The 23,970-nt window shown below is 36.3% G+C and carries 24 protein-coding genes; 2 read left to right on the forward strand and 22 right to left on the reverse strand.

Features of this window, described 5'->3' with window-relative positions; translation table 11 throughout:
• The first annotated feature begins 176 nt into the window (after positions 1 to 176).
• Complete coding sequence (locus AB8S09_RS00005) at positions 177 to 257, forward strand: putative holin-like toxin (RefSeq protein WP_330655533.1); 81 nt, start codon at positions 177 to 179, stop codon at positions 255 to 257.
• A gap of 247 nt (positions 258 to 504) precedes the next feature.
• On the opposite strand, the gene rlmH is transcribed toward AB8S09_RS00005, so the two are convergent.
• Together rlmH and abc-f are read right to left on the reverse strand one after the other, a co-directional pair.
• On the reverse strand, positions 505 to 984 hold the full coding sequence (gene rlmH, locus AB8S09_RS00010; protein WP_294180648.1) for a 23S rRNA (pseudouridine(1915)-N(3))-methyltransferase RlmH: 480 nt from the start codon (positions 982 to 984) through the stop codon (positions 505 to 507).
• A gap of 15 nt (positions 985 to 999) precedes the next feature.
• Positions 1,000 to 2,625: a ribosomal protection-like ABC-F family protein gene (gene abc-f, locus AB8S09_RS00015; protein ID WP_294180646.1), complete on the reverse strand. Its 1,626-nt coding sequence runs from the start codon at positions 2,623 to 2,625 to the stop codon at positions 1,000 to 1,002.
• Between the two features lie 323 nt (positions 2,626 to 2,948).
• On the opposite strand from abc-f, the gene AB8S09_RS00020 reads away from it, so the two are divergent.
• The gene (locus tag AB8S09_RS00020; protein ID WP_369868276.1) at positions 2,949 to 4,643 is read left to right on the forward strand and encodes a M3 family oligoendopeptidase; all 1,695 of its coding nucleotides are present in this window, start codon (positions 2,949 to 2,951) and stop codon (positions 4,641 to 4,643) included.
• Positions 4,644 to 4,696: 53 nt separating this feature from the next.
• On the opposite strand, the gene AB8S09_RS00025 is transcribed toward AB8S09_RS00020, so the two are convergent.
• The 20 genes from AB8S09_RS00025 to AB8S09_RS00120 form a co-directional block, all read right to left on the reverse strand.
• Entirely contained in the window at positions 4,697 to 6,073 is a 1,377-nt protein-coding gene (locus tag AB8S09_RS00025; protein ID WP_369868277.1) for a HAMP domain-containing sensor histidine kinase, read from the reverse strand.
• Positions 6,064 to 6,723 carry a response regulator transcription factor gene (locus AB8S09_RS00030; RefSeq protein WP_369868278.1) on the reverse strand — a complete coding sequence of 220 codons (660 nt, stop codon included), beginning with the start codon at positions 6,721 to 6,723 and terminating at the stop codon, positions 6,064 to 6,066. The genes AB8S09_RS00025 and AB8S09_RS00030 overlap by 10 nt, the downstream gene beginning before the upstream one ends.
• A 17-nt stretch (positions 6,724 to 6,740) precedes the next feature.
• Positions 6,741 to 7,496 (reverse strand): lantibiotic immunity ABC transporter MutG family permease subunit, encoded by a 756-nt coding sequence (locus AB8S09_RS00035; RefSeq protein ID WP_369868279.1) that lies wholly within the window; start codon positions 7,494 to 7,496, stop codon positions 6,741 to 6,743.
• Entirely contained in the window at positions 7,497 to 8,246 is a 750-nt protein-coding gene (locus AB8S09_RS00040; protein WP_369868280.1) for a lantibiotic immunity ABC transporter MutE/EpiE family permease subunit, read from the reverse strand.
• Between the two features lies 1 nt (position 8,247).
• Entirely contained in the window at positions 8,248 to 8,955 is a 708-nt protein-coding gene (locus AB8S09_RS00045) for a lantibiotic protection ABC transporter ATP-binding protein (protein WP_369868281.1), read from the reverse strand.
• Positions 8,956 to 9,013: 58 nt separating this feature from the next.
• A complete protein-coding gene (locus tag AB8S09_RS00050) occupies positions 9,014 to 9,820 on the reverse strand; it encodes a hypothetical protein (RefSeq protein WP_369868282.1) in 807 nt (268 codons plus the stop codon).
• The gene (locus tag AB8S09_RS00055) at positions 9,814 to 10,512 is read right to left on the reverse strand and encodes a hypothetical protein (RefSeq protein ID WP_369868283.1); all 699 of its coding nucleotides are present in this window, start codon (positions 10,510 to 10,512) and stop codon (positions 9,814 to 9,816) included. Before AB8S09_RS00055 ends, AB8S09_RS00050 begins: the two co-directional genes overlap by 7 nt.
• The gene (locus AB8S09_RS00060; RefSeq protein ID WP_369868284.1) at positions 10,493 to 11,407 is read right to left on the reverse strand and encodes an ABC transporter ATP-binding protein; all 915 of its coding nucleotides are present in this window, start codon (positions 11,405 to 11,407) and stop codon (positions 10,493 to 10,495) included. The genes AB8S09_RS00055 and AB8S09_RS00060 overlap by 20 nt, the downstream gene beginning before the upstream one ends.
• A gap of 170 nt (positions 11,408 to 11,577) precedes the next feature.
• Positions 11,578 to 12,933, reverse strand: a complete 1,356-nt coding sequence (locus tag AB8S09_RS00065; RefSeq protein ID WP_369868285.1) for a sensor histidine kinase — start codon at positions 12,931 to 12,933, stop codon at positions 11,578 to 11,580.
• Positions 12,930 to 13,649: a LytR/AlgR family response regulator transcription factor gene (locus tag AB8S09_RS00070; protein WP_294180630.1), complete on the reverse strand. Its 720-nt coding sequence runs from the start codon at positions 13,647 to 13,649 to the stop codon at positions 12,930 to 12,932. The genes AB8S09_RS00065 and AB8S09_RS00070 overlap by 4 nt, the downstream gene beginning before the upstream one ends.
• Before the next feature lie 14 nt (positions 13,650 to 13,663).
• Positions 13,664 to 13,789, reverse strand: a complete 126-nt coding sequence (locus tag AB8S09_RS00075) for a hypothetical protein (RefSeq protein ID WP_367112672.1) — start codon at positions 13,787 to 13,789, stop codon at positions 13,664 to 13,666.
• 472 nt (positions 13,790 to 14,261) lie between these two features.
• Positions 14,262 to 15,647: a hypothetical protein gene (locus AB8S09_RS00080; RefSeq protein ID WP_294180628.1), complete on the reverse strand. Its 1,386-nt coding sequence runs from the start codon at positions 15,645 to 15,647 to the stop codon at positions 14,262 to 14,264.
• Positions 15,648 to 15,687: 40 nt separating this feature from the next.
• A complete protein-coding gene (locus AB8S09_RS00085; protein ID WP_294180626.1) occupies positions 15,688 to 16,989 on the reverse strand; it encodes an acetyl-CoA hydrolase/transferase family protein in 1,302 nt (433 codons plus the stop codon).
• A 16-nt stretch (positions 16,990 to 17,005) separates the two neighbouring features.
• Positions 17,006 to 17,278: a hypothetical protein gene (locus AB8S09_RS00090; RefSeq protein ID WP_369868286.1), complete on the reverse strand. Its 273-nt coding sequence runs from the start codon at positions 17,276 to 17,278 to the stop codon at positions 17,006 to 17,008.
• Positions 17,279 to 17,563, reverse strand: coding sequence for a NifU family protein (locus AB8S09_RS00095; RefSeq protein WP_294180622.1), 285 nt, complete (start codon positions 17,561 to 17,563; stop codon positions 17,279 to 17,281).
• A 58-nt stretch (positions 17,564 to 17,621) separates the two neighbouring features.
• Positions 17,622 to 19,076 (reverse strand): 4-hydroxyphenylacetate 3-hydroxylase family protein, encoded by a 1,455-nt coding sequence (locus tag AB8S09_RS00100; protein WP_369868375.1) that lies wholly within the window; start codon positions 19,074 to 19,076, stop codon positions 17,622 to 17,624.
• 252 nt (positions 19,077 to 19,328) lie between these two features.
• The gene (locus AB8S09_RS00105; protein WP_369868287.1) at positions 19,329 to 20,774 is read right to left on the reverse strand and encodes a sigma-54 interaction domain-containing protein; all 1,446 of its coding nucleotides are present in this window, start codon (positions 20,772 to 20,774) and stop codon (positions 19,329 to 19,331) included.
• Between the two features lie 299 nt (positions 20,775 to 21,073).
• Positions 21,074 to 21,493 (reverse strand): MaoC family dehydratase, encoded by a 420-nt coding sequence (locus AB8S09_RS00110; RefSeq protein ID WP_294180618.1) that lies wholly within the window; start codon positions 21,491 to 21,493, stop codon positions 21,074 to 21,076.
• A gap of 76 nt (positions 21,494 to 21,569) precedes the next feature.
• The gene (locus tag AB8S09_RS00115) at positions 21,570 to 22,859 is read right to left on the reverse strand and encodes an acyl-CoA reductase (RefSeq protein WP_294180616.1); all 1,290 of its coding nucleotides are present in this window, start codon (positions 22,857 to 22,859) and stop codon (positions 21,570 to 21,572) included.
• Positions 22,856 to 23,953: a LuxE/PaaK family acyltransferase gene (locus tag AB8S09_RS00120; protein WP_369868289.1), complete on the reverse strand. Its 1,098-nt coding sequence runs from the start codon at positions 23,951 to 23,953 to the stop codon at positions 22,856 to 22,858. The genes AB8S09_RS00115 and AB8S09_RS00120 overlap by 4 nt, the downstream gene beginning before the upstream one ends.
• Positions 23,954 to 23,970: the final 17 nt, after the last annotated feature.

Consider the following 23,970-nt stretch of genomic DNA (forward strand, 5'->3'; position numbering starts at 1 on the left):
GGGAAAGTCTGTAGCTTTTTAACCTACAGTAAATTGACACGATCAAAATCATATTATCTATAGAATTAAATCAAAAGACATGCTATAATTTACTGGTACAATTGAATACGTTGCATGTGGGCTACTGGTATCACTCATCCCTGCTGAAGGGAGGTGATACAATGAAAGACATCTTAATGTTACTTTTTGAAGCAGGATTATTCCTCATTTCACTGTTAACATTTATAGTTTTACTTATTAAAGAAATAAAAAAATAGTAGCCCCGTCCGCAAATGGAGACTACTGTTTTTTATTTTAAAAATCTAGTGTTACCAGTTGCCTAAGCAACTAGATTGTACACTACAGGATGTTCTCAGCATCCTGTTTTTATTTTCTCTCTTTGTATTTATATTATAACACATTTTATGATTTAAAATCATATTTTTATAAAACTTTTATTAAGCATTATCTTTAGTATAGCTTCTTAATCCCGCTCATATCAACCCATTACACAAAAAACCTCCGTCATTTGTGGTAAGGTTCCCCCCTCAATATCTTAAATGTCCTGTAAATCTGCTCCAGAAGCATTATTCTGAAAAGCTGATGGGGAAAAGTCATTTTAGAAAAACATAATCTATAGTCTGACTTCTGTAAAATTTCCTCAGAAATTCCCAGAGAGTCTCCAATTATGAAAATTATGCTGCTGTTTCCCTTCAATGTCAGCTGTTCTATACTGCGGGCAAACTCTACGGAGGTCATCATATTTCCTTTTAAGTCAAGGGATATTATATAACTTCTATTATCTAAATACTTTAATATTCTCTTGCCTTCACGCCGCTTTATAAGATCTTTTTCCCTCTCGGAAGTCTTTTCCGGAACCTTTTCATCCATGACTTCAATGATATTCAGTTTGCAGTATCTGGAAAGTCTTTTGGAATACTCCGCCGCCGCATCTTTTAAATATTTTTCCTTCAATTTTCCTACAGAAATTATTGTAATATTCATATTCTCTCCATTATATTATTTTTTATCTAAGTTTTTTAATCTATTTAAAACATCTTTATATTCCACTTCAAGCATTTCCTTATCGCTGCCCGGCAGCAACATTCTTGATATAATTTCAGTAAGCTTCATCTGCAAAACCGATTTCTCCACTCTATGTCCTTCACTGTCCTTTTTCAACTTCTGATGTCTTTCAAATTCCCTCAAATTTCCACCAAATTCAGTTATCTTCCCGTCTTTCAATAACATCATTCTATCTGCAATTGAATTTATGAATTTTCTGTCATGGGATACAAATACCACCGTTCCCAGGTAGGATTCAAGGATATCCTCAAGTGATTCAACAGACTGCAGATCAAGATAATTGGTAGGTTCATCAAGAAGAAGTATATTTGCATCTGAAACAAAAATTTTCGCAAAAGAAGCTTTTATTTTTTCTCCCCCGCTGAGCACAGAAACCTTTTTATACACATCACTTCCTGTAAAAAGCAGCCTTGCCAGAACAGTTCTCACCGAAATCTCGTCCTGCACGGAATCTCTCATTACATTGTCAATTACAGTTTTTTCACTGTCAAGATTCGAAAAATCCTGGCAAAGATACCCTATTACAGCCTTCGGCACTTTGTACACTGACTTAGAATCACCTTCCATGAGATTCATAAGAGTAGTCTTCCCCGAACCGTTTGATCCCACAATTGCCGTTTTGCTTCCATTATAAATTTCAAAGTCTGCATCTTTTAAAACATTGACACTGCCATAATTAAAGCATATATTTTTTCCTGATATGACTATCTTATTTTCAGGAGGATTCACCAGTGAAAAGTCAAACTTGACTCCGGGAACTTTATAAGGTTTTTTTTCAACCTGAAGATTTTTCAGATGTACTTTCATCCTTCTCACAGAATTGCTTATTTTTTTTCTTTTTTCACTTGTACTTCCCTTATGAAGCCTTGCTTCAGAATTACCCATCCGTCTTGGAGCTTTTCTCATCGATTTTGAACTTTTTTCCGTCTGTTCAATTGTTCTCTGCAGTCTCGATTTTTCACTTATATAGTGCTCATATTTTTTCTGTCTAAACTGCATTTCCAAAGTTTTTTGTCTCTTATAACTCGAATAGTTGCCTTCATATAAAGCAAGTTTACCATCTTCTATCTCAATTATCCTGCTGCAGAGTGAATCCATCAGCTCCCTATCGTGACTTATCAATACAAAAGTCTCAATTTTCTCAAGCTTCTTTTGTAAAAGGCTGATACCTTCATAGTCCAGATTACAGGTGGGCTCATCTGCTAAAAGTAGTTCGCCTTCACCGCTAAGGGCAGCTGCAATATTTAGTTTAGTATATTCTCCACCGCTTAAGTCATCTATGCCAGCCTTTCTGCCAATTCCAAACTCACTCAATATTTTGCCATGAGCTTTTATATTTTCCCTGGGGAACTGTCTTATATAGGAAATTGAGCAGTTCCTTTTTACTATACCTTCACAGCTCTCCTCCCCTGCCAGTATATTTAAAAAAGTGGTCTTACCTGCACCATTTCTCCCAACAACACCTATTTTGTCTCCACTGCTTATAGTTAGATTATCGACAGAAACAATTAACCTGTCATTAAAATACTTTTTTAAATTGTTAATTTCTAAGATAAGCATAAAAAAATCTCTCCTCTTCGCAAAGCTGGAAAGATAAACAAAAAACAAATATATAAAAGACTACTGCAGCTGCAGTATCACATTATTGTAATTCCATTTAAACTAATCCAGCAAAATAAAGACCCTCCGGCCCACAAAATCACATATAAATTTAATTCAAAAAGCTGAATTAGTTAATCTTCATCAATTACATACCTTATCCTTTCATTATTTTACTTATATTTTACCAAATTTAATTTCAAACATCAAATTATCCATTTTGAAAATTCCTCCATCTATACTATAATATTAATAAGTTCAAATTATATTGGAGGTTAATTTAAATGAAATTCAGCGAATTTAAATATGAAAGGCCTGATTATGAAAAGATCAAAGTATCGTTCGATTCTCTTATACATGAATTGAAAGTTTCCAACAGCTGTAAAAATCAACTTGAATGCATAAATCATATAAACCATATTAGAAACCATCTGGAAACAATGGGAACTCTGGCTGAAATAAGGCACAGTATAAATACAAAAGATAGATATTATGATGAAGAGCAGAATTACTGGGATAAATACTCGCCATTATATGAAGAACTTGATTTTAAATTTTACAAAGAGCTGATTCATTCTAAATTTAGAAAAAAGCTGGAAGAAAAACTTGGAAGACAATTTTTCACTTTAGCAGAATTTTCTTTAAAATCCTTTTCGCCAAATATTATAGAAGACTTACAGCTTGAAAATGAACTATCCTCCAAGTATACCAGATTATTGGCCTCTGCAAAAATTACATTTATGGGTGAAACCAGAAATCTCTCAGAGTTAACACCTTTCATGCAGAGTAGAGACAGAGAAATGCGGAAAAATGCTTCAGATTCAAAATATAAATTTTTCGCAGATCATGAAGATGAAATTGACAGAATATATGATAATCTTGTTAAAATAAGAACTAAGATAGCCAGAAAACTGGGATTTGAAAATTTCGTAAAGCTCGGTTATATACGAATGAAGAGAAGTGATTACAATCCTCAAATGGTGGCCAATTTTAGAAAGCAGGTGAAAAAATATCTCGTACCCGCCGCTTCAAAACTCTATGAAAGGCAGAGAAAAAGATTGGGACTCAGCAGTCTTTTCTATTATGATGAAAATTTCAAATTCAATACGGGAAATGCCATACCAAAAGGCGGACCGGAATGGATAGTCAAAAATGCATTTAAAATGTATTCCGAATTGTCTCCTCAAACTGGAGAATTCTTTAATTTCATGCTAGATAAAAATCTTCTTGATCTGGTAACTAAAGAAAACAAGGCGGGCGGCGGATACTGTACTTATATACCGGATTACAAGACACCTTTCATATTCTCAAATTTCAACGGCACTTCGGGAGATGTGAACGTACTGACTCATGAAACCGGCCATGCTTTTCAAAGTTACCTCTCCCGATGGATTGAAATTCCGGAATGTATCTTTCCAACTTATGAAAGCTGTGAAATACATTCCATGAGTATGGAATTTTTTACCTGGCCATGGATGGAGCTTTTCTTTAGTGAGGATGCAGACAAATACAGGTTTGCCCACCTGGAAAGTGCTGTAGAGTTTATTCCCTATGGTGTTACCGTGGACGAATTTCAGCACTACGTATACGAAAACCCGGAAGCATCTCCAAAGGACAGAAAAACAGCCTGGAGGAATATAGAAAAGAAATATCTTCCCCATAAAAATTATACCGGATGTGATTTTCTCGAAAGAGGATGCTGGTGGTTCCAGCAGTCCCATATATTCAACGTACCTTTCTACTATATCGATTATGCACTGGCACAGATATGCGCACTTCAGTTCTGGGAAAAAGCAGCAGTAGACAAAAACTCCGCGTGGAAGGACTATATAAAAATATGCAAGGTTGGAGGCACAAAGTCATTTCTGGAATTGGTAAAACTGGCTAATCTCAAATCTCCTTTTGAAGATGGATGTATAAGTTCAATTATGAAACCTATAAATAACTGGTTTAACTCAATAGATGACGAAAAATTGTGATTTGAAATTCAGGGGTGCTGTACAACTACTTTTTAAAATAATTGTACAGCACTTCAAAATTCATCAAACGGTATTTCAAGTATTACGAGGGCTCCTCCCGTAATTTTAGAATTTGACAATTTTATACAGCCCCTATGAAGCCTTACAAAGGATTTGGCAATAAAAAGTCCCATGCCGTAATGATTCTTTGAGTTTCTGCTGCTGTCACCCCTGTAAAACTGTTCCCCGGCCAGCTGCAGTTCCTCCTTTGAAAATCCCCTACCACTGTCTTCAACTGAGAAACTTATACTGCTATTCTTTCTCCCTAATTTGAAATTAATTTTTCCACCTTCCTGGGAATATTCAACCGCATTTGATATCACATTTACAATGGCCCTGTACAGCAGCTCTTCATCTCCATGAAAAAATTCCGGTACATTTTTCTCTTTGCTGCCCACAAACTGAATATTTTTTCTCTCCGAAATAACCTTCCCCTGAGTTTCCAGCTTTTCAAAAAATGTTTTCACATTTATTTTGACCGGATTAAAAGCAATACTGACTTCCGACTTTATCATATTTATAAGCAGCTCCAGATAACGTTCAATTTCACCGGCACTTTTAAGGATATGTTGATTATACTCTGCAACATTGTAATCACTGCAGCTCTCTTTCATAAGCTCTGCATTTCCCTTTATAATGGTAAGAGGTGTCTTTATGTCATGGGCCAGTGAAGAAATTTGATTTTTCCTTGCACTTTCCATATTCCACTGTCTTTCCAGTGAATCTCTCAATGCCCTTTTCATATCATCCAAAGAATTTATAACTCTGTCAATCTCATAGATTCTTGAATGTTTTGGATTGAAATCAAGATTGTGATGTTTTATTTTTTCTGTTACTTTCATCAGAACATTCATTTCTCCTGAAACATATCTGCCGAACTTTGCGGAAAGCAAAAGCACGTATGTTATAAAAATTAAGAATGCAAGAATATATAATAAATTTTCGATATCAGGAAAATATTTCCTGAGAAATAAATTTGTAAACTGCGCCCTCAGTGGATACCTGACAATACAGATTTCATTACTTCTGTAAAAAAACTTGTAATAACGATTTCTCCCTGAAGTCACTTTATTGTTTTCAAAATCCCTCCATACCTTCTGAAATTCTCTGACTTTAAAATTCCCATAGAGAATCCTGCCCCGCCTGCTGTAAACACCATATTGGCAGCCTTCAGGCACCAAAACTTCAGTTACTTTTTTCGCCCTTGTAATTTCATACCTGTTTTGTTCAACCTTCTTTTCAAAATAATTGGCGGGGAACACAATATTTGCTTTGAGTATAAAATCAAGTCCAAAGAAGACAAACAGAAAAAGCATAAAAGTACCGAAAATAAAATATAGAATATATTTCACAAACAAACTTCTAAAACTCACACTGTTCTTTAAAGCCATTTGTAGCCAATCCCCCAGACTGTCTTTATTGGATTGCAATTCACCCTGTCAAATTTTGCCCTTATGTTCTTTATATGCTCCACTACGGCAGAGCTGTCACTTTCCCTGTCAAATCCGAACACGGATTCATATATCTTTTCCCTTGAAAACACCTGGCCATGATTTAAGGCTAAAAATTCACTGATTTCATACTCACTCTTTGTCAAAGGCACCATTTTATCTTTTACATACACTTCTTTTGCAGACATTTTAAATTTAACACTTCCCAGGGCAAAACTGTTGCTCTTTTCCCTGTGCTCCCGTCTGAGATGGGCCGCCACACGGGATCTCAGCTCCCCAATTCCAAAGGGTTTTGTGATATAATCATCTCCACCCAGTCCAAGCCCTTTTATAATGTCACTTTCAGAAGTCTTTGCCGTCAAAAATATAATAGGACAATCCACCAGATCCCGGATTTTCCTGCAGAGTGTAAACCCGTCCATATCCGGCATCATTATATCCAGAAGTATCAGATCATAATCTCTACATCTTTCCACCGTAAAATCTGAAAAATTGCTGACAGCAGTAACTTCATGCCCTTCTCTGGAAAGCGCAGTTTTTATAATTTCGAGAATCCCCTCTTCATCGTCAATTGCCAGTATCTTAGCCATTTTATCACCTCATCTGCTCAATCTCCGCTTCTTCCCTCAAAAGAGTAAAAGAAAACCACACTTATTATAATTATAACAGTTGTCATTACAGTGCAGGTACAAATTCCACTTTTAAAATCCCCCATAATATAAGCCCTGTTTGTAGTATTTGCATTTAAGGCAATATAATAATCGGAAAATCTCACCCCAAAGGCACAGGGAATCCACTTCCATATCTTATCTCCAAGACCCGTGAGCATTAGAGCCGAAATCAAACTCTCACCGATTCCAAGACCTATGGACGCCCCGCTGCCGAATTTCAGACTGCAGAGTACATGGAGAAAGTATAAAAATATCATACTCGAAAAAAGCAGTAAAACAATTTTCCCATAAATTGCTGCAGTAATTAGATTGTCACCATTTAAAAACTTCATTCCAGCTGTAAAAAGACCTGATGCAATGAACAGGGAAAATAATTCCAGCAAAAAGAGCATTACTATTTTGCTTAAAAATCCGGCCATTCTGCACTCTGCCGTCAAAAGCTGCTGAAAATTCCCCGCATCTTCCTCCTGCTCAAGTGCATTACTAGTCACTATTCCAATTATGAGGGGAAATCCTATGGACAATACTTCGAAATATCCGGATATCTTTGAAACTTCTTTTACAGAAGAAAATGAATAGTAGGCAACAAATGCCGCTGCTATAAAAATCGGTACAAGAATATGAATCCATAAAAGAGAGCTCCTCTTTATTTTCTGGAAATCTGCCCTGACAAGCCTAAAGAACTGAACCATCTATCTTGCCTCCTGTCTTTCATACCACTTTGAAGTTACAAATACAAGTACTAAAAGCAAAACCAGTGTAATTGCAATTCCAGGCAGGATGACACCTTTTGAAAGAAGCTCCGGCCTGAAGGTCTGGTTTCCCGGTGCAGCCGGCAGGCCATTTGGAAGAATCTTTAAAATGGGACACATGAGTCTTGCGGGAATGGCATAGGGTACCATCCAGAACAAACCCTTCACTGCACACAATATCCCGAGCACCATATAAGCTGTCATATTTATAATAATTGTAGGAAACATTCCCATTTTGCTTCCAAGAAAAAGGCAAAGGGGGATCTGCCATAAAAAGGTGAGTACGAGCACTGAAATTCCTTCAAACTGGTTTAAAAGAGGCAATTTGAAAATACCTACGCCCAGGAGGTTCCCGATTACTACAGCACCGGCCAGAATAACAGCTGAAGCTTCCACCACAATAAGCATGCACAAAAGTATCTTGGACATCCACACTTTTTTAAGATCCACCGGCAGTGACATCACCGCCATGTTTTTCATTTTACCATCCTGTCCTGCCACAAGGGTACACACTACGGATATCATTCCCGGAAGTATCATTACATACCACCAGTTATAGACATTCTGATGGAAATAGGCTCTAGAAAGAAAAAGTACCGCTGCTATGGTAAAAGCAGGTGCCAGAAAAACAAGTTTTTTTGAAAAACTATGTCTTGCCTTCAAAGCCTCGGACTTAAAATATGCTGCCATGCTATTCGCCCTCCCTTCTGTATTTTCCTGCAACTTCCACAAAAAGTTTTTCCAGATCCTCTCCTGCTTTCATGTCTCCCTGATATCCCAAAACTCCACCTGAAATAATTCCTATTTCCTGGGCCACCTGTTCTACTTCACTCAATATATGACTTGACAGTATAACTGTTATGCCCTGCTTTGGAAATGATCTTATAAGTTCTCTCAACTGCTGTATTCCAAAAGGATCAAGTCCATTAGTGGGCTCGTCCAAAATTAAAAGCCTGGGTTTGTTTATAAGGGCCAGAGCTATACCAAGGCGCTGCTTCATGCCCATTGAAAACTGATGTGCTCTTTTTTCCCCTGTATTTTTAAGATCAACTATGCTCAGCACTTCATCAATTCTGCTTTCCGCCAAACCCAAAACAGTAGTTCTCACCTTGAGATTTTCCCTTGCAGTAAGGTTTCCATAAAGAGGCGGGGATTCAATAAGGGCTCCTATATCCTTCAAATTGCCCCTACTCCAGGACTTGTTTTCGAATAAGATCTTCCCGCTTGTGGGGCGAAGCATACCTGTCAGCATTTTCAGTGTGGTGGATTTCCCAACCCCATTGGGTCCCAGAAGTCCATAGATGGAATTTTTCTTTATCTTGAGGGATATGTTCTTCACCGCATATTCCCCTTTGAAAGTTTTACAGAGATCACTGGTCTCCAAAATCAAATTATCCATTTCAATCATCCTTTCCTGTATAAAGATGATAGCAGACAATTATAAGGATTCTATAAGGTCAGCAGTTGAATTCTTTCATTTTAAAAATTTTTCTGCCTGCAAAATAAGCAATCGCAAGATAAACTGCAGAAGTTACATCTGCCATAAGCAGGGAAATCAGGGATACATTGTCCGCCCTCATTTTCTCCATAAGTCCCAGGACACCTATGGGTGAAAAACTGCTCGTAATCGTAAGCCTGTCCGAAACAGTCAGAAATATGGAGAGGATAATACCTATCGTTATACTCATATTCTTATTTCTTATAAACATGGACATAAGTCCTATTATAAGACCGAAAGATGCCACAGGCACAGCTGCCGACAGGTAGATGATCATAATCCTGAAAAAGCCGTGAAAGCTAAGTGCAAATACCAGGGAACTTATGACAAAACCAAGCAGGAAAGTCACCACAACCACTGAAAATGAATAAAAGATCACAGCCAGTACTTTAGCTTTAAAAAGTTGTCCTTTTCCCCCGGATAATCTTATAAAATATTTCATATTTCCGCTGAAGAAGTCTTCACCGAAAATTTCCACTGAAACCACCACCATAAAAAATGCAAAATAGGGTACCACTGTTCTGAACACAAATTCCGTGCTGAACAGCTTCAAAAATACGATACTGTTCATATTCAATATCTCCATTCTAAGCTGTGTACTGTAGTTTCTTGTTTTCGGCACACCGTTTATTATATTCAGTTTATCAAGGTGCATCATGTAACATATGGCTCCAATCATAAACAGCACAAATATCAGCAGTATGCAGGTCTTTTGGGAATACACAATCTTTACAATCTCGTTTTTTAGAAATTTCCAGGTCAACATAAAATCTCCTTTCTTACAAAAAGCCTTATATCAATGAAGGCGAAAAAAATTGAATATGCCAAAAACAGCACAATATCGAAGCTGTGATACCCATTATTTAAAACCCACCCCCACAGAAATCTCCTGGGAGTTATATTCCCCATGACCTTTGGAATGAAATCGGACATTATAAGAAGCAGAAACACCAGTACGCATATTATTCCGCTGTTTTTTAACAGTATGCAGATCATGATATATATGAGAAGCACAGGTATCAGGGCTGCAGTAAATAAAGCTGCTTCCCTCAAAAGCTCCACTTTCCAGCCATAAACCTGTCCGCCATTTCTGCACAAATAAATGATTGTCAAAACTCCAAAAACAAGAAGTAGCATGGTTTCCGTTATAAAAACAAGTGCCGCCGCCTTTGCTGCAAACACCTTTTCTCTCCTTTTGTAGATCATAAAAAATTTCATGCAGCCGCTTCTGTAGTCCTGTGTAAATATATCTGAAACTACAGGTGCCAGAATTATAGGTATGGCAAAGATCTGGGTTTCCATGTTGGATTTCAAAAAATTGCGGTAAATCATCCCCTTTGCAGAATTATCTCCAAATACTATATTGTCAACAAATATAAATAGAAGTATTGTGCCTCCATAGATAAATATTCTGGAAGAGACAAAAAATTTTACAAGCTCATTTTTTATCATACCCACAGTATCCAACCTCCTCCATAAAATATTCTTCAAGAGAAATGCTTTTTTTGACAATATCATTTATCTCCACATTTTCTTCTGCCATAACTTTATTTATCAATTTGAAATCTCCCCTGTTTATTTCTATGGAAACTCCACCTTCAATATCATGCATTTCCAGGCAATAGCCATTTAACACCTTTTTCAATTTTTCCGCTTCACCCGTAAATATGCTGTACCTTTCCCTGTCAGCGTTCAAAAGTTCATCCACGCAGCCCTCCGCCAGAATTGAGCCCTTATTTATGACTGCCACCCTGCTGCACAGATTCTGCACTTCATTTAAAATATGAGAACAGTACATAAAAGTAACCTTCTCGTCTTCTGAAAGCCTTTTTATCAGATTTCTTATATCCCTCACACCTTCCGGGTCCAGACCATTGGTGGGCTCATCCAATATCACAATTTCAGGTTTGGATAAAAATGCCCTGGCCACCGCAAGCCTCTGTCTCATCCCCATGGAATAATTTGAAACCTTTCTGTCCTTGTATTCCTGAAGATGTACCATATTTAAGACTTCCATTATCCTATCCCCTCTTATATCCAGTACATTGGCATACAATTTCAAATTTCTGAAGGCGGACAGATTGTTGTAAAAACTTGGATAATCTATCACTGCACCTATATCCCCCGGGTTTTTATATTTATCTTTGACAATATCTCTTCCCTCAATATAAATTTTACCGCTGGAGGGCCTTACAAGCCCCAGTATGCTCTTTATAGTGGTAGTTTTTCCAGCACCATTGGGACCTATAAATCCGTATATATCACCTTTGAATACTTTCATGCTGATATTTTTAAGTACCTGTTTGTTTTTATAGAATTTGTTCAAATTTCTAACTTCCAAAATAGGCTCCATGTTTTCCCTCCTGATCTAAAAAATAAAGCCGGAAACTTTCAAGATATCAATACCCTTGAGCTCCCGGTTTAAATGTTAACAGATATCATATTCAATTTTATCCATATTTCCGAATCAGCCGCTGTGGATTCATAAAAGCATACTGATTATTACGGTAAAGAATAGAAATTTTACGTTGGTGAAGTTGTATCCTTAATCCATAATTCCTGGATAAACTGGCTGTCTTCAACACTTGTATTCATAAAAACATTGTTGTATTTTTCATCTATTATGTTCTTTACCGTATAAAGTCCCAGGCCTCTGTCCTCTCCTTTAGTAGAAAAACCTTTCTCCCATATTTTATGGATCACAGGTTTTTCACCTTTGAAATTGTTTTTAAAAACCAGGACCACATAAGACCCTCTGTTGAAGGCGCAAAAATACAAGCGGGGCGTGTCACACTTTTCTACACCTTCAAGGGCATTGTCCATAAGTATTCCAGCTATTCTGCACAAATCCATTATATTCATGTCAACCCTGGATATATTCTCAACTATTTCTACTCTCACATCTATATTCTTTGAAAGTGCTTTTATGAGTTTAGCGGATATAAGAGCCTTCAAAGCTGAAATCCTGATATACCCGAGTTTGTCTATATTCGTACTGCTCCAATTTATGTGGTCATCTATATGCATCACATTTTCATAAAAAAATTTTTTAAGTCCTTTTGTATCTTCACTATCTATATATCCTTTAAGGGGCAAAAGCATGTTTTTATAGTCGTGCTTGAATTTTCTCGTCTGGCCGTACATTTCCTCAACTACAGAGGCATATTCCTCCAGACGATGTCTTTCTTCAACTTCCCTTTTTAGTTCCACCTGTATGCCTATGCTTTTTTCATAGTTGTATATTATGAATAGTATGAGCACAATTGAAAAAAGAGGTATTGCAATTGGTATATACCAGTCTATTACAAAGGAAAAGCTGCCGTAACTTCTGGAATTCACGTAGGGATATATAAGCCTTATGCTCACCATTATGGGTATGCTCAGAGCAAACATCAATCTGAGCCTTGCTCTCCAGAGTGAATCTTTCGCGTATCTGTTTCTTCCCTTAAAAACAGTATTCTTAAGTATAGATATTAAAAATACACCTGCAGGTACTACTGCATACACCATTGCATAATTTTTTATACGGGAACTGTCTTTCCAGTAAAAATAAGCCCCGTTAAGGGCTTTGAGCATGACTTCTACAAAGTATATGGAAAATATAGCCATGAGTACCTTCAAAGTATCCATCATATCTTTACTGTTTTTTAACTCAGCTATTGTCACAGCAATGAGCAATGGAAACACTATGACATAAGAGCCTGTTTGAAGTACCATTCCTATCAGGTAAGAAGTTAAAAAATATTTTTCAGCTTTGTGAAAGTCGGTTTTGTATCCGGACAAGATCCATATTGAAATGCAGCACAATATACTGACAGGTATGGGAGGAAGCACAAGCTCCGTGAAAAGTTTACTTAAGGGGAATTCTTTTATAATCACCTTTTAAGCCCCCTTTTGTATCTGAAGGAAACATAGCATTTTTCTCCATTTGTCATGGTTATCCTGTTTGACTTCATGTCCACTTCAGCAATCTTATCCCTGTTGACAATATAGGATTTATGGCACCTGTAAAAATTGGAAGTAAGCTTTTTTTGTATATCCTTCAGACTTCCGTAAAATTCAATCTGTCTGTTTTCTTCATGAACCCTTATCCTGTGCGCTGCGGCACTGGTTTCTATAAAAAGGATGTCTCTCAATTTTATATTGATAATCCTGCAGTCTTCATCTATAGAGATATACTTGTCCTTTGAACTCTCCCTATAGTAATCGCCATAAGCTTTAAGCATGCAGTCTTTCACTCTGTCTGTAAAATTCTCCTCGTCTTTTGCCACATAATCCATGGCCTCCACCTTGTATTTAAACACCATATAGCTCATTTCCATATGAACTGTAGTAAAAATTATAAATCCCCGTGGATCAAAATCTCTTATCTTCTCACCCAATTTTATGCCATTCATACTGCACTTCAAATCCACATCCAGAAAATAAATACCTGTAATATCCCGCCTTTTTATATATTCAATTACTTCCATGGGATTTTCGGTACACAGGGATATTTTTAAATCGATATTCTCTTTTAATATAATATCTTCAACAACATTTTTAAATTTTTCCCTATAGACCGCATTGTCCTCACAAATCAAAACCTCAAGCATGATTTCACATCCTGTTATTGAATAAAATATGAAATTAAACTGAATATCATATTAGTAATTCCTATCAAAAAAGTACTAATATGAAAATCTATTCTATACTTACGTACACTTTTATCTTCAACTGCATAATTTAATCTTATTCTTTCTCCACTTTGCTAAACTTCCAGATAATATTGCTGACAAAACCAGAAAGAACAAGCCTATAATACCTAAAATTTTAAACCCAGCATATAATCTATTAAATAGCACGCAAATTATAAAAATTGCCGCCGATTCAATTAATCCGATAAAAAAGGAAATTTTTATCATTTAAAAATTTCTTCTCTACATTAATATCAATTAAAAGTTTTATCAACATATTCAATTTAATAAACTCATTATACCATAAATTATACAATTCAAATTTACAACGTTATATTATGAATTTGTTGTTAACTTGTGATAATGTCACCTTGAGATTAACTTTACAAAATGTCACTTTTTGATAGACTATAAAATTATGAAAAATGAATTAATCACATTGTCACAAAAATAATTAAATAAGAGTTTTCCAAAAATCATGTAACTTTTGACCTTTAGAAAACTCTTTCTTATTTAAAAAATATATAAATTTTAAACTTCTTCCTTAACTTCAGTTTTTTTATCTTCTCTAACAAAAATATTTACATCTAGATTCTTTTTATTGCCAAGCAAGACCAACAAACTCAATACTATGCCTACGGCAAGACCCCATGCAGCACCTCTAGCAACTATTACAGCAGCCATCACACCTGCAATTCCCAGATCATTTATAGTACGTGCCTTTAATATACCTATTCTTACAGAAACATATCCTTGAACCATCATTGTCAAAGCCAGCGCTATATTTAAAATTGGAGTGACAAGAGTAACTATAGGCATCAAAAAATAGCCTGTCAAAGTACCGAACCTGAATGAACCCGCGCCTCCATTTATAGAATCCATAGCTTTTCTACCATGCTTATATCTATCACATACCACAACTTGCATAGCTGCCCATAGAGGGCCGCACATAGTTATATCAGGTCCTATAATCGACATCAGACAATTACGCAGTCCAAATATCAAATGTGACCTGTTGGGATTATAGTCTACAAGCTCATCCGGGCGAACTTTTCCTGCATCTTCCAGTAATGCCTGTGCCTGAATCATTTCACCAAATAATATTACATAAGCTGAAAATACCATAGGTATAGCCTGTACAAACATTTTCACCGATGGAAATCCTACGGACCAGAATGTCCAATGGCTCCACAATTCTCCAAAAGAAGGATTTGAAAATCCCCATTTAATACTTGGCCACATAGTTTCACCTACAAGCGGTGCTACTAATACTGCCAGCAGTATACAAGGTAAAATTCCCAAATTTGAAATAACTTGAAGAACTTTATTTTTATTTCTCAGGCTTTTGAAATAATTTGAAAATAAAAGCCAAAATGCCAAGCCTATACAGATTGTAATTGACCATGGATATTTTTCAAAATAACCTTGTTTACCAAATACGGTATTTACAGCTGCAATGCCAGCTCCCATTATAATACCGGCTTGCATGCAGTTTGGTATCAGTGTAATTATTTTCTTGCCTAATCCTGTAATGCCAAGAAGTGCAGCAAAAATACCCAAACTCAATTCAAATGCAATAAGCGCTTGTACTCTTTCAGGTCCCATAGGAAATTCACTGACATATAACATCAAAAGTGGTATAGCGGGAGTAACCCATCCCGGTACAACTGGATCACCCAAAAGGACATGAGTACAATAAAGAATTCCATTAAGAATAACAATAGCCAATGCAACTTCAAAGGGCATTCCCAAATACTGCTGAAGCATTGGAATAGCACTGAGACAAACAGCACACATTAAAAGTCCCTGAACATAATCTGCAATTTCAAACCTGTAGTGCACCCCCGGAACACGTATTTTAAACGGACCTGCCGGTATATAAGGACATTCTTTCCCATATTCTCTTTTATGTGCCATGGAATTATTCTCCTTTACTCATTTTTTATTTTTCTATTTTTTAAAATTTATCATTAAATCTCTTCTCAAATTCTTTGATTAGCGGTTCTCTAAAATCAGGATGAGTAATATCTATCAAAGCTCTGGCCCTTTCTCTCAAAGTCTTTCCCTTAAGATGGGCAATGCCATATTCTGTAACCACATAATCAGCATCACATCTGTTAGTGGTAACTGCGGCCCCGGTATTCAGCAGTGGGACTATCCTGGAAACCTTTCCCTTTGCTGCAGTAGAAGGTATGGCAATAATGGCTTTACCATCTTTGGCCATATTGGCTCCCCTTATAAAGTCCACCTGACCTCCAACTCCGCTTATCTGCTTCAATCCTATACTTTCAGAACATATCTGGCCCATTAAATCCACCTGAACACAGGAATTTATCGATACCATCTTGTAATTTTGCATGATGACCCGAGGATCATTTACATAATCTACCGGATAAGAAGCTATAATAGGATTATCATCCACAAAATCATATAATTTTCTCGTTCCCATTAAAAATGTCACAACTATCTTGCCGGGATGAAGAGTTTTTTTGCTATTGTTGATAACTCCCGAATTAACCAGATCCACCACTCCATCTGATATCATTTCAGAATGTATCCCCAAATCCTTCTTATCTTTTAAAAACATGAGTACAGCATCCGGAATAGCACCTATACCAAGCTGAAGAGTCGAACCATCCTCAATCAGGGATGCACAGTATTTTCCTATAGATTTTTCTACTTTTCCCAATTTAGCCGGTTTTAGTTCTATCAACGGATGTGAAACTTCCACTATATAGTCGATATCCGATACATGTATAAATGAATCCCCCAAAGTCCTCGGCATATTTTCATTTACTTCCGCAATTACAAGTTTTGCACTTTCCGCTGCCGGCTTGGTATAATCATTGGAAACTCCAAAACTGCAGTAGCCATATTTATCCGGCTTGCTTACCTGTATTATCGCCACATCCACCGGTAAATAGCCATCTCTAAATAAACCCGGCACTTCATAGAAATAACAGGGTGTATAATCACCTCTGCCTGAATTTACAGCATCTTTGGTGGTAGCCCCTACAAATAGTGAATTGTGATGAAAATGCTTCTCCATTCCGGGTTTAGCATATTCGCCCTTACCCATAGCTACCATATGAACTATCTCAACATTTTCATAATTTTCCTTATTTTTAACCATCGCATCTACTATATTCAACGGTTCTCCAGTAGCATGTGCAATAACTACCCTGTCATTAGATTTTATCTTGGAAACGGCTTCTTCTGCACTCACCAATTTTTCCTTATATATATTCTTCCAATTCATAAAGATAATTTCCCCCCTATATTTCATCGGAATATCGATCCAGCAGATTTTTAACTTCATTAAAATCCTCTTCAGATCTCACCAATATTCTTTTAAACTTAAATTTAAGTTCGCTGTAGTTAACACAGCAACTATTACATCCACATAAAATTATCAATATATCGTATATTTTACCTAATTGAGCCACTTCAAAACTATAATTAAAACTTCTTTCCAAATCATTTAAAAATTTTTTTCTGTTGTATCTGGGATTACATCCTCCGCAATATTTAATCCCCACATTCAGCACTTAGTCACCCAAACCCTTATTCAATATTTTTTTTGCCAGCTCTAAAGTGTCCTGACTTATATAATCTACAACTTCCACCTCTTTCACCTGTTCGATTTTTAATTTCAAAGAAGTTTCAATCACATTTTTAACAGTATCCCTGGATAAGGCACAATTGCTGCACTGCCCCAAAAGTCTGACTTTAACCACTCCATCTTTCACTCCAACAAGCTGGATATCACCATTATGACTATTTAAATAAGGTCTTATGCTTTTATCAATTACCTCCATTATTTTTTTCTTCATAAATGCAGCACCTCGCCATTTTACGTATGGGGTGAAAATCACCCCATTTTCATATTTACTATTCTTCTATCCTTGCTATGGCTTTTGCCAGTGATTTCTTCTGGCCCAGATTTCCCTGTCTCGATATCATTATTCTCTGTGCCTGCGGCGAACCTGCTCCATGCATTGACTCAGTCCTATAGCCCACTGCTGCAGTACCAAGGCTCAAGTTTTCTATAAGCCTAAGTATTTTCATTCTGTTCTCCACAGGAACAGATGCAGTTCCCACCAGATACTTCTTTACATATTTTCCTACTTCACGATTTTTATAATCCTTTTCCGAAGGCATTGTTACCATAAGGCCTCCTGCTATATCTTCCGCCAGTCTTACAATTTCATAGGGAAATCTTGTTACATTCTGCTTACATACATTTGCAAGCAGCAAATCTATTTGATAGTTACCTGCTTTTGTAGGATATCCCTCGGATGAACAGGCAATTCCACATGCATATAATGTCTCATTTAAATGCATCATTTCTATCAATTTGTCCTTTATATGTGATGCTCTAGGCACTCCATTATATTCAGCAGCCAGTGCGGCAGCCCCTATAAGTACATCTCCCACTCCCACTTTACAACCGCCGTAGCTCTGCCTGTGATATCCTGCAAACCTTTCCACAAGCATACCCGCATATTCAGTCTCACCATTTAAAAATATCCTGTCGTTTGGAACAAATACATTATCAAATACTGTAAGTGCTTCTACACCGCCAAAATTCTTATTGCCTACATCAATGTCAGCATCTTTCTCCAGTTTCCTAGTATCACAGGACTGCCTCCCAATTATCATGGTTATCCCCTTTGTGTCAGTAGGCACCGCAAAAGATATTGCATAATCCTTATCCTCAGGTTTCATAGCCTGTGTAGGCATTACAAGCACTTCGTGAGAATTGCAGATTCCTGTCTGGTGGGCTTTTGCCCCTCTAACTACAACCCCGTCCGGTCTTCTTTCCACGACTCTCAAATACAAATCCGGATCAACTTGTTTGCTCGGAGATAATCCTCTATCTCCCTTGGGATCTGTCATTGCACCATCAACTGTAAGATCCTTGTCCTGAACATATGCCAGATATTTTTTGAAATTTTCAAAATAATTGGTATTGTACTGTTTGTCTATCTCAAAAGTAGTGCTGTATACTGCATTAAAAGCATCCATTCCAACACATCTTTGGAAACAGGCAGCAGTTTTCTGCCCGCATAGTCTCTGCATTTTTACCTTCTTTACCAGATCTTCGGCACTTTGATGTAAATGAGTGAACCTGTTTACTTTTTTACCTGTTATATTTGACTTTGCCGTCATAAGATCTTCATACTCCGGCTGCTGGGCCAGATCATAAGTCATCTTAACAGAATTAAGAGATGGACGAATTACAGGATTATCTACGGGGCTTTCCACCTTTTTCCCCAGATAATAAACGTTTAACTTTAGTTTACGCAAACTTTCCACATATTCTTCTCCTGTCATTAAAGACATTGCAATCATTCCTTTCATTTCATATAGATATAATTTTTTTACTTACACAATCATATTCAAGCAATTTTGATACCAATTCTCTATACAAAATATAAAAAATTCATATAGCCCTTAATTAAAGACAATTACAGAACCATATGAATTTTGTATTATAAAAACACTACAATTGTATTTATTGCATAATCGCAACATTATTTTTTTACTTACGCAGTTTATTAAATATATCTCTTATTTGCATAATTGCAACTGATTTCATTTTTGCAACATATATTTATTTCTGTATCTCTTTCTCTTTCTAACTAAAGTGGAAGCATTTATTCCAAGTTCCTTTGCCGCATCCCTTACATTTCCATGCTCTCTAAAAGCACTTTCTATCATGGATTCTTCTAAATTTTCAACTGCATCCCTTAGATTTAAGTGATTCTTTATCATATCGGTTTCAAATTTGCTGCTGTCCCAAACTTCCCTTATAGGCAAATCACTTCTAAGTATCTTATCCCTTGAGGTCATAATTATGACTCTCTCTATTATATTTTTTAATTCCCTGACATTTCCCGGCCACCTGTATTCCTTTAAGGAGTCCACTGCAGCACCGGTTATAATCTTATCAAAATTATATTTTTTATTAAATACACCCATAAAATAGTTTATAAGAGGTTCAATATCGCCCCTTCTTTCCCTGAGTGGTAGAATTGTAATAGGTACTACATCCAACCTATAGTACAGATCCTTTCTGAATTTCTTTTCAGCAACCATTTTTCCCAAATTTCTGTTAGTTGCGGCAATCACCCTTATATCGATTTCAATAGTATCAGTACCGCCAACTCTTCTAATCTCCCCTTCCTGAAGCACCCTCAAGAGTTTCACCTGCATATCCAGACTGAGTTCACCGATTTCATCCAAGAAAACCGTACCTTCGTCAGCTAATTCAAAAAGACCCATCTTCCCTTCCTTGCTTGCACCTGTAAACGATCCTTTCTCGTAGCCAAAAAATTCTGATTCTATAAGGTTACGAGGTATAGAACTGCAGTCTATTTTTATAAAATTCTTATTGCTTCTCCTGCTGTTTTTATGTATATATTTAGCTACTTTTTCCTTGCCAACTCCAGTTTCCCCCAGCAAAAGCACAGTGGTATCTACTTTTGCAACTTTCTTTGCCATATTGAGTGTATTGATCATCTTTTCATCTTTCACTATAATATCCGAACACTCAAGAATCTGCTGTCTCATTGCTTCCAGTTGCAAATGATATCTTCCCATGATCTCCCTGTTCTTTTCCAGCTGCTCCTTCAATTCATAGAGTTCCGTGACATTTCTCACATTTGTAACCACCATGGTTATCTCACCGTCTTCGTTGAATATGGGACTGCTAGAAACCAATACCGTCTTGCCTGTTTTAAACTTCTGTTCGATTGTAACATTTTTTCTGCTGTTCAACACCATAAGTGTCCCTGATTTGGATATATAATTATTTTTTTCCAGATATCTCATATTTTTACCGAGCATTTCGTTTTTTCTCATTCCGGTGATTCTCTCATAGGACTTATTCAGAAATATGGTATTTGCATTTCCATCTGTTATATATATCCCGTCGTAGGAGCTTTCAATAACTTGATATAACTGTCTTATTCTGGATTTCAAAAATTTTACGTCTCCTTTCAGCAAATTATCAAAGCTTACCAGTTCTTCATCCTTCATGAAATAAACCCCCTTTTAAAATCATATAACATCAAGTGATTCTTAGGCTCAGGCGAAGTTTGCTAAATAAGTAATACTTTTTCTCCACCTGAACATTAAAAGAACTTATCCAGGCGCGTAGCAGTGCTTATCTCCCACTCTGAGAAGCTGGGAGTATTAGCAATGGTAGCGTTCGGATAAAATATAAGTAGATGTGCAGTACTCCACATAAAAAATCATATCATAAATTCAACCATTTTTATGATAAAAAGCATCTGTAAATTCTGGTTTTTAAAACATCAATAACGTATTTTAATAATTTATGCTATTGACGGCGGCATGACAAAAGCTTCACCTGTCAAGACCCTATGGCCTTTTGAATTAGTACAGGTAGTTTTAAGTTTCACTATATTTTCATTTTTGTATATTTTCAAAACCTCCACTTCCGCTTTTATGGTATCTCCAAAATACACAGGCAAATTGAATTTTGAGTTTTGACTCAGATAAATAGTACCTGGTCCTGGAAGATACATTCCTATACAGGCAGATAAATATCCAGCTATAAGTGCTCCATGTGCTATTCTTTTTCTGAACACCTCCTTGCATTTTTTTTCATCTACATGGAGTGGATTGAAATCCCCCGTTATTTCAGCAAACGAATATACGTCATCTTCAGATACAATCTTTTCAAAACAGGCTCTGTCCCCAATCTTCAATTCATCAATTGTCAATCCTCTCATATAATACAACCTCCCTTATATAAAAAAGTCAGGAGCCTCACTTTAAAGGTCTCCTGCCGGCAATCCTAAAATCTATCTAAATATTTAGACTACACCACAATACAAGTTCATTTATCATAAAACATCCATCCCAGGGAGAATCATAATTATTCATGGCTCCAAAACCCACTACTCTATTCACACCTGCCGATGTAGCCATACCTGCAAATTTAAAAAGTTTGTCTTTGTCATCAATGGCATAGCCTATAGTCTGTATTCTGCGGGTAATCAAATCCTTTACATCAAATATGCTGTTTACCTGTTTTACAAAAATGCATCTTCCCCCTACAGGCTCTTCTAATTTTACTTCATCATCAATTAAAATAGTATATTCCAATCCACCGCTGCAGCAAATGTCTCTGGTCAAATCGAGGCTGTACATCCCCCTCTTGTTAAGAATTTCTGCGCAGGTATTTTCATCTAGAATATTTTTATACCTTTTACCTATTTTTTGAAAAGATCTTTCAAGTACTTTGACAATATGTTTCAAAGGGATATTACTTTTTTCTATAAAAAGTACATTAGGTGAAGAACAGGCTTTCTGTCCAAACAAAACTACATCCGTTACAAATTTGTTTATATATTCACTGCAGCTGTCACTTTCAACAGCATATCTATCAAATACGGCAAAAGAATATTTTGGTCCAAAAACTATATCCTTGCAGGTGGTCTTTTTAGGAAGCGAAGTAATATGATTCACTGCACTTTCTCCCCCCCATATAATTCTTGAATCTGCAGCAGCCGACATGTATTTATTCAACGATTCATCTTCTCTAGGGAAATATACCAGAGATATGTTTTTCAACATGTTTTCAGAAGAATATATTTTTCCATTATAAATTACCTCTATATTTTCCAAAGGTTTCAACAATCTCAAAACTATAGAAATGCTTTTTTTAGGCAGTCTCACAAGATTTGAATTCTTAGCTATAAGCGACTGAAAAACTGAATAGACAGCAAGAGTAGGTACATTTCCTGCAATCCAGTGGCAGATGATTCCTCTCCCCTGGGCTCTTATGAATCTACCGCTACCTATGGGAACAAATTCATTTAAATATTTTTTATCCTTCAAATTGATTTCTATCAATTTTTCTATATTTGATTTTCTAAAATAGAACGAAAGATAAGTTGTCCCTGTAATTTTAAGAAGCTGTTTATCTCTAGACAACCTTTTGCTGTATTCGTCCAATATGAGAATAACAGCTTCCACCGGCATTGAATTTAACAGTTTTACATTTTCTTTTAAAATATTTTCTATTTCATCAAATCCACTAAAAACTTTTTTCACTTCATAAAAGGATCCATCCAGCAGATAACAATCTATCATTTAACGGCCCTCCTTTCTGCAAATGTATCTCCACAGCCCCTGATTTCAGTTTTCTCCATTCTGGACTTGAATTTAAAATATTTGCCCCGTCTTCCACATCTGCAATCGTCAATACCCATAAATTCTCCTACATCTTCCGTTAAAATACCCTGTGAAGGATAGCTGGAGCCCAAAATACTCATGACCTCTATAATTCCACTCTGGCCGATCTCCACTTCTTTCAAGGTATTAAAGTCTCTTATTATAACATCTGCGAAATCCGGTATATGTTTATACCCATATTCACAATCTACAAATACCACTCCCAGTTGTTCCACCATACCATAAAAATCCAGTATATTTTTTTCTTCGGTCCCAAAGACCTCTGCTGTCCTTCCATTAAATTCCTCTTTTCCAACACTTTCAGAAACAAGTTTTTTCCACCCGCCGCTGTGAAGAAGTTTCATTTTAGGAAGAGACAAACTAATATTTCTCTTCTTCAATTCTTTTACAAATTTACTCCATATTATATAGGTAAATCCATATACCAATACTTCTTTGTCTCTATTTTCATTTTCAAATTTTTTCAATCTGGATAAATTTATTCCCAAATTTTCACCTTTTCTATCCATAGCATAAGTTATACTGCTGGCAAAACTGCTGATTCCTCTAATGGCTGCTCCTCTCGCACTCAATACATCACTTTTTCTATTTACGGCTTCCGTATCCAGGATCAGAAGAGGCCTTCTACTTTTCCCAATAAAATTCTTTAAAGTATTTACAAGACCCTGAGTCTGCCTTATCGATGTAATTTTATCCAGATATATCTTGCTGGGAATTCCGGAAGTAGTGGAACTGGAATTTAAAATTCTTATTACATCTTCATTGCTGCAGGTCAAAAGATCGAATTTTTTGAACATGTTTACCGGAATGAACGGAACTTCTGAAAGTCTTGAAATTTTTGGAATATTTACAGAGAATTTTTTGTACATACTGCTTATATTGGGACTGATTTGGTTGGACTCAAGCTGTTTTTTGATTATATCGAGCAGTATACCTCCCTTCTTTTCCTGAGGTACTTTAAATTGATTGCCCAACACTATGTTTTGTATCAAATGGTCTATTTCCACAT

This window comes from Clostridium lapidicellarium (genome assembly GCF_041224415.1).
GTDB lineage: Bacteria > Bacillota > Clostridia > Clostridiales > Clostridiaceae > Clostridium_B > Clostridium_B lapidicellarium.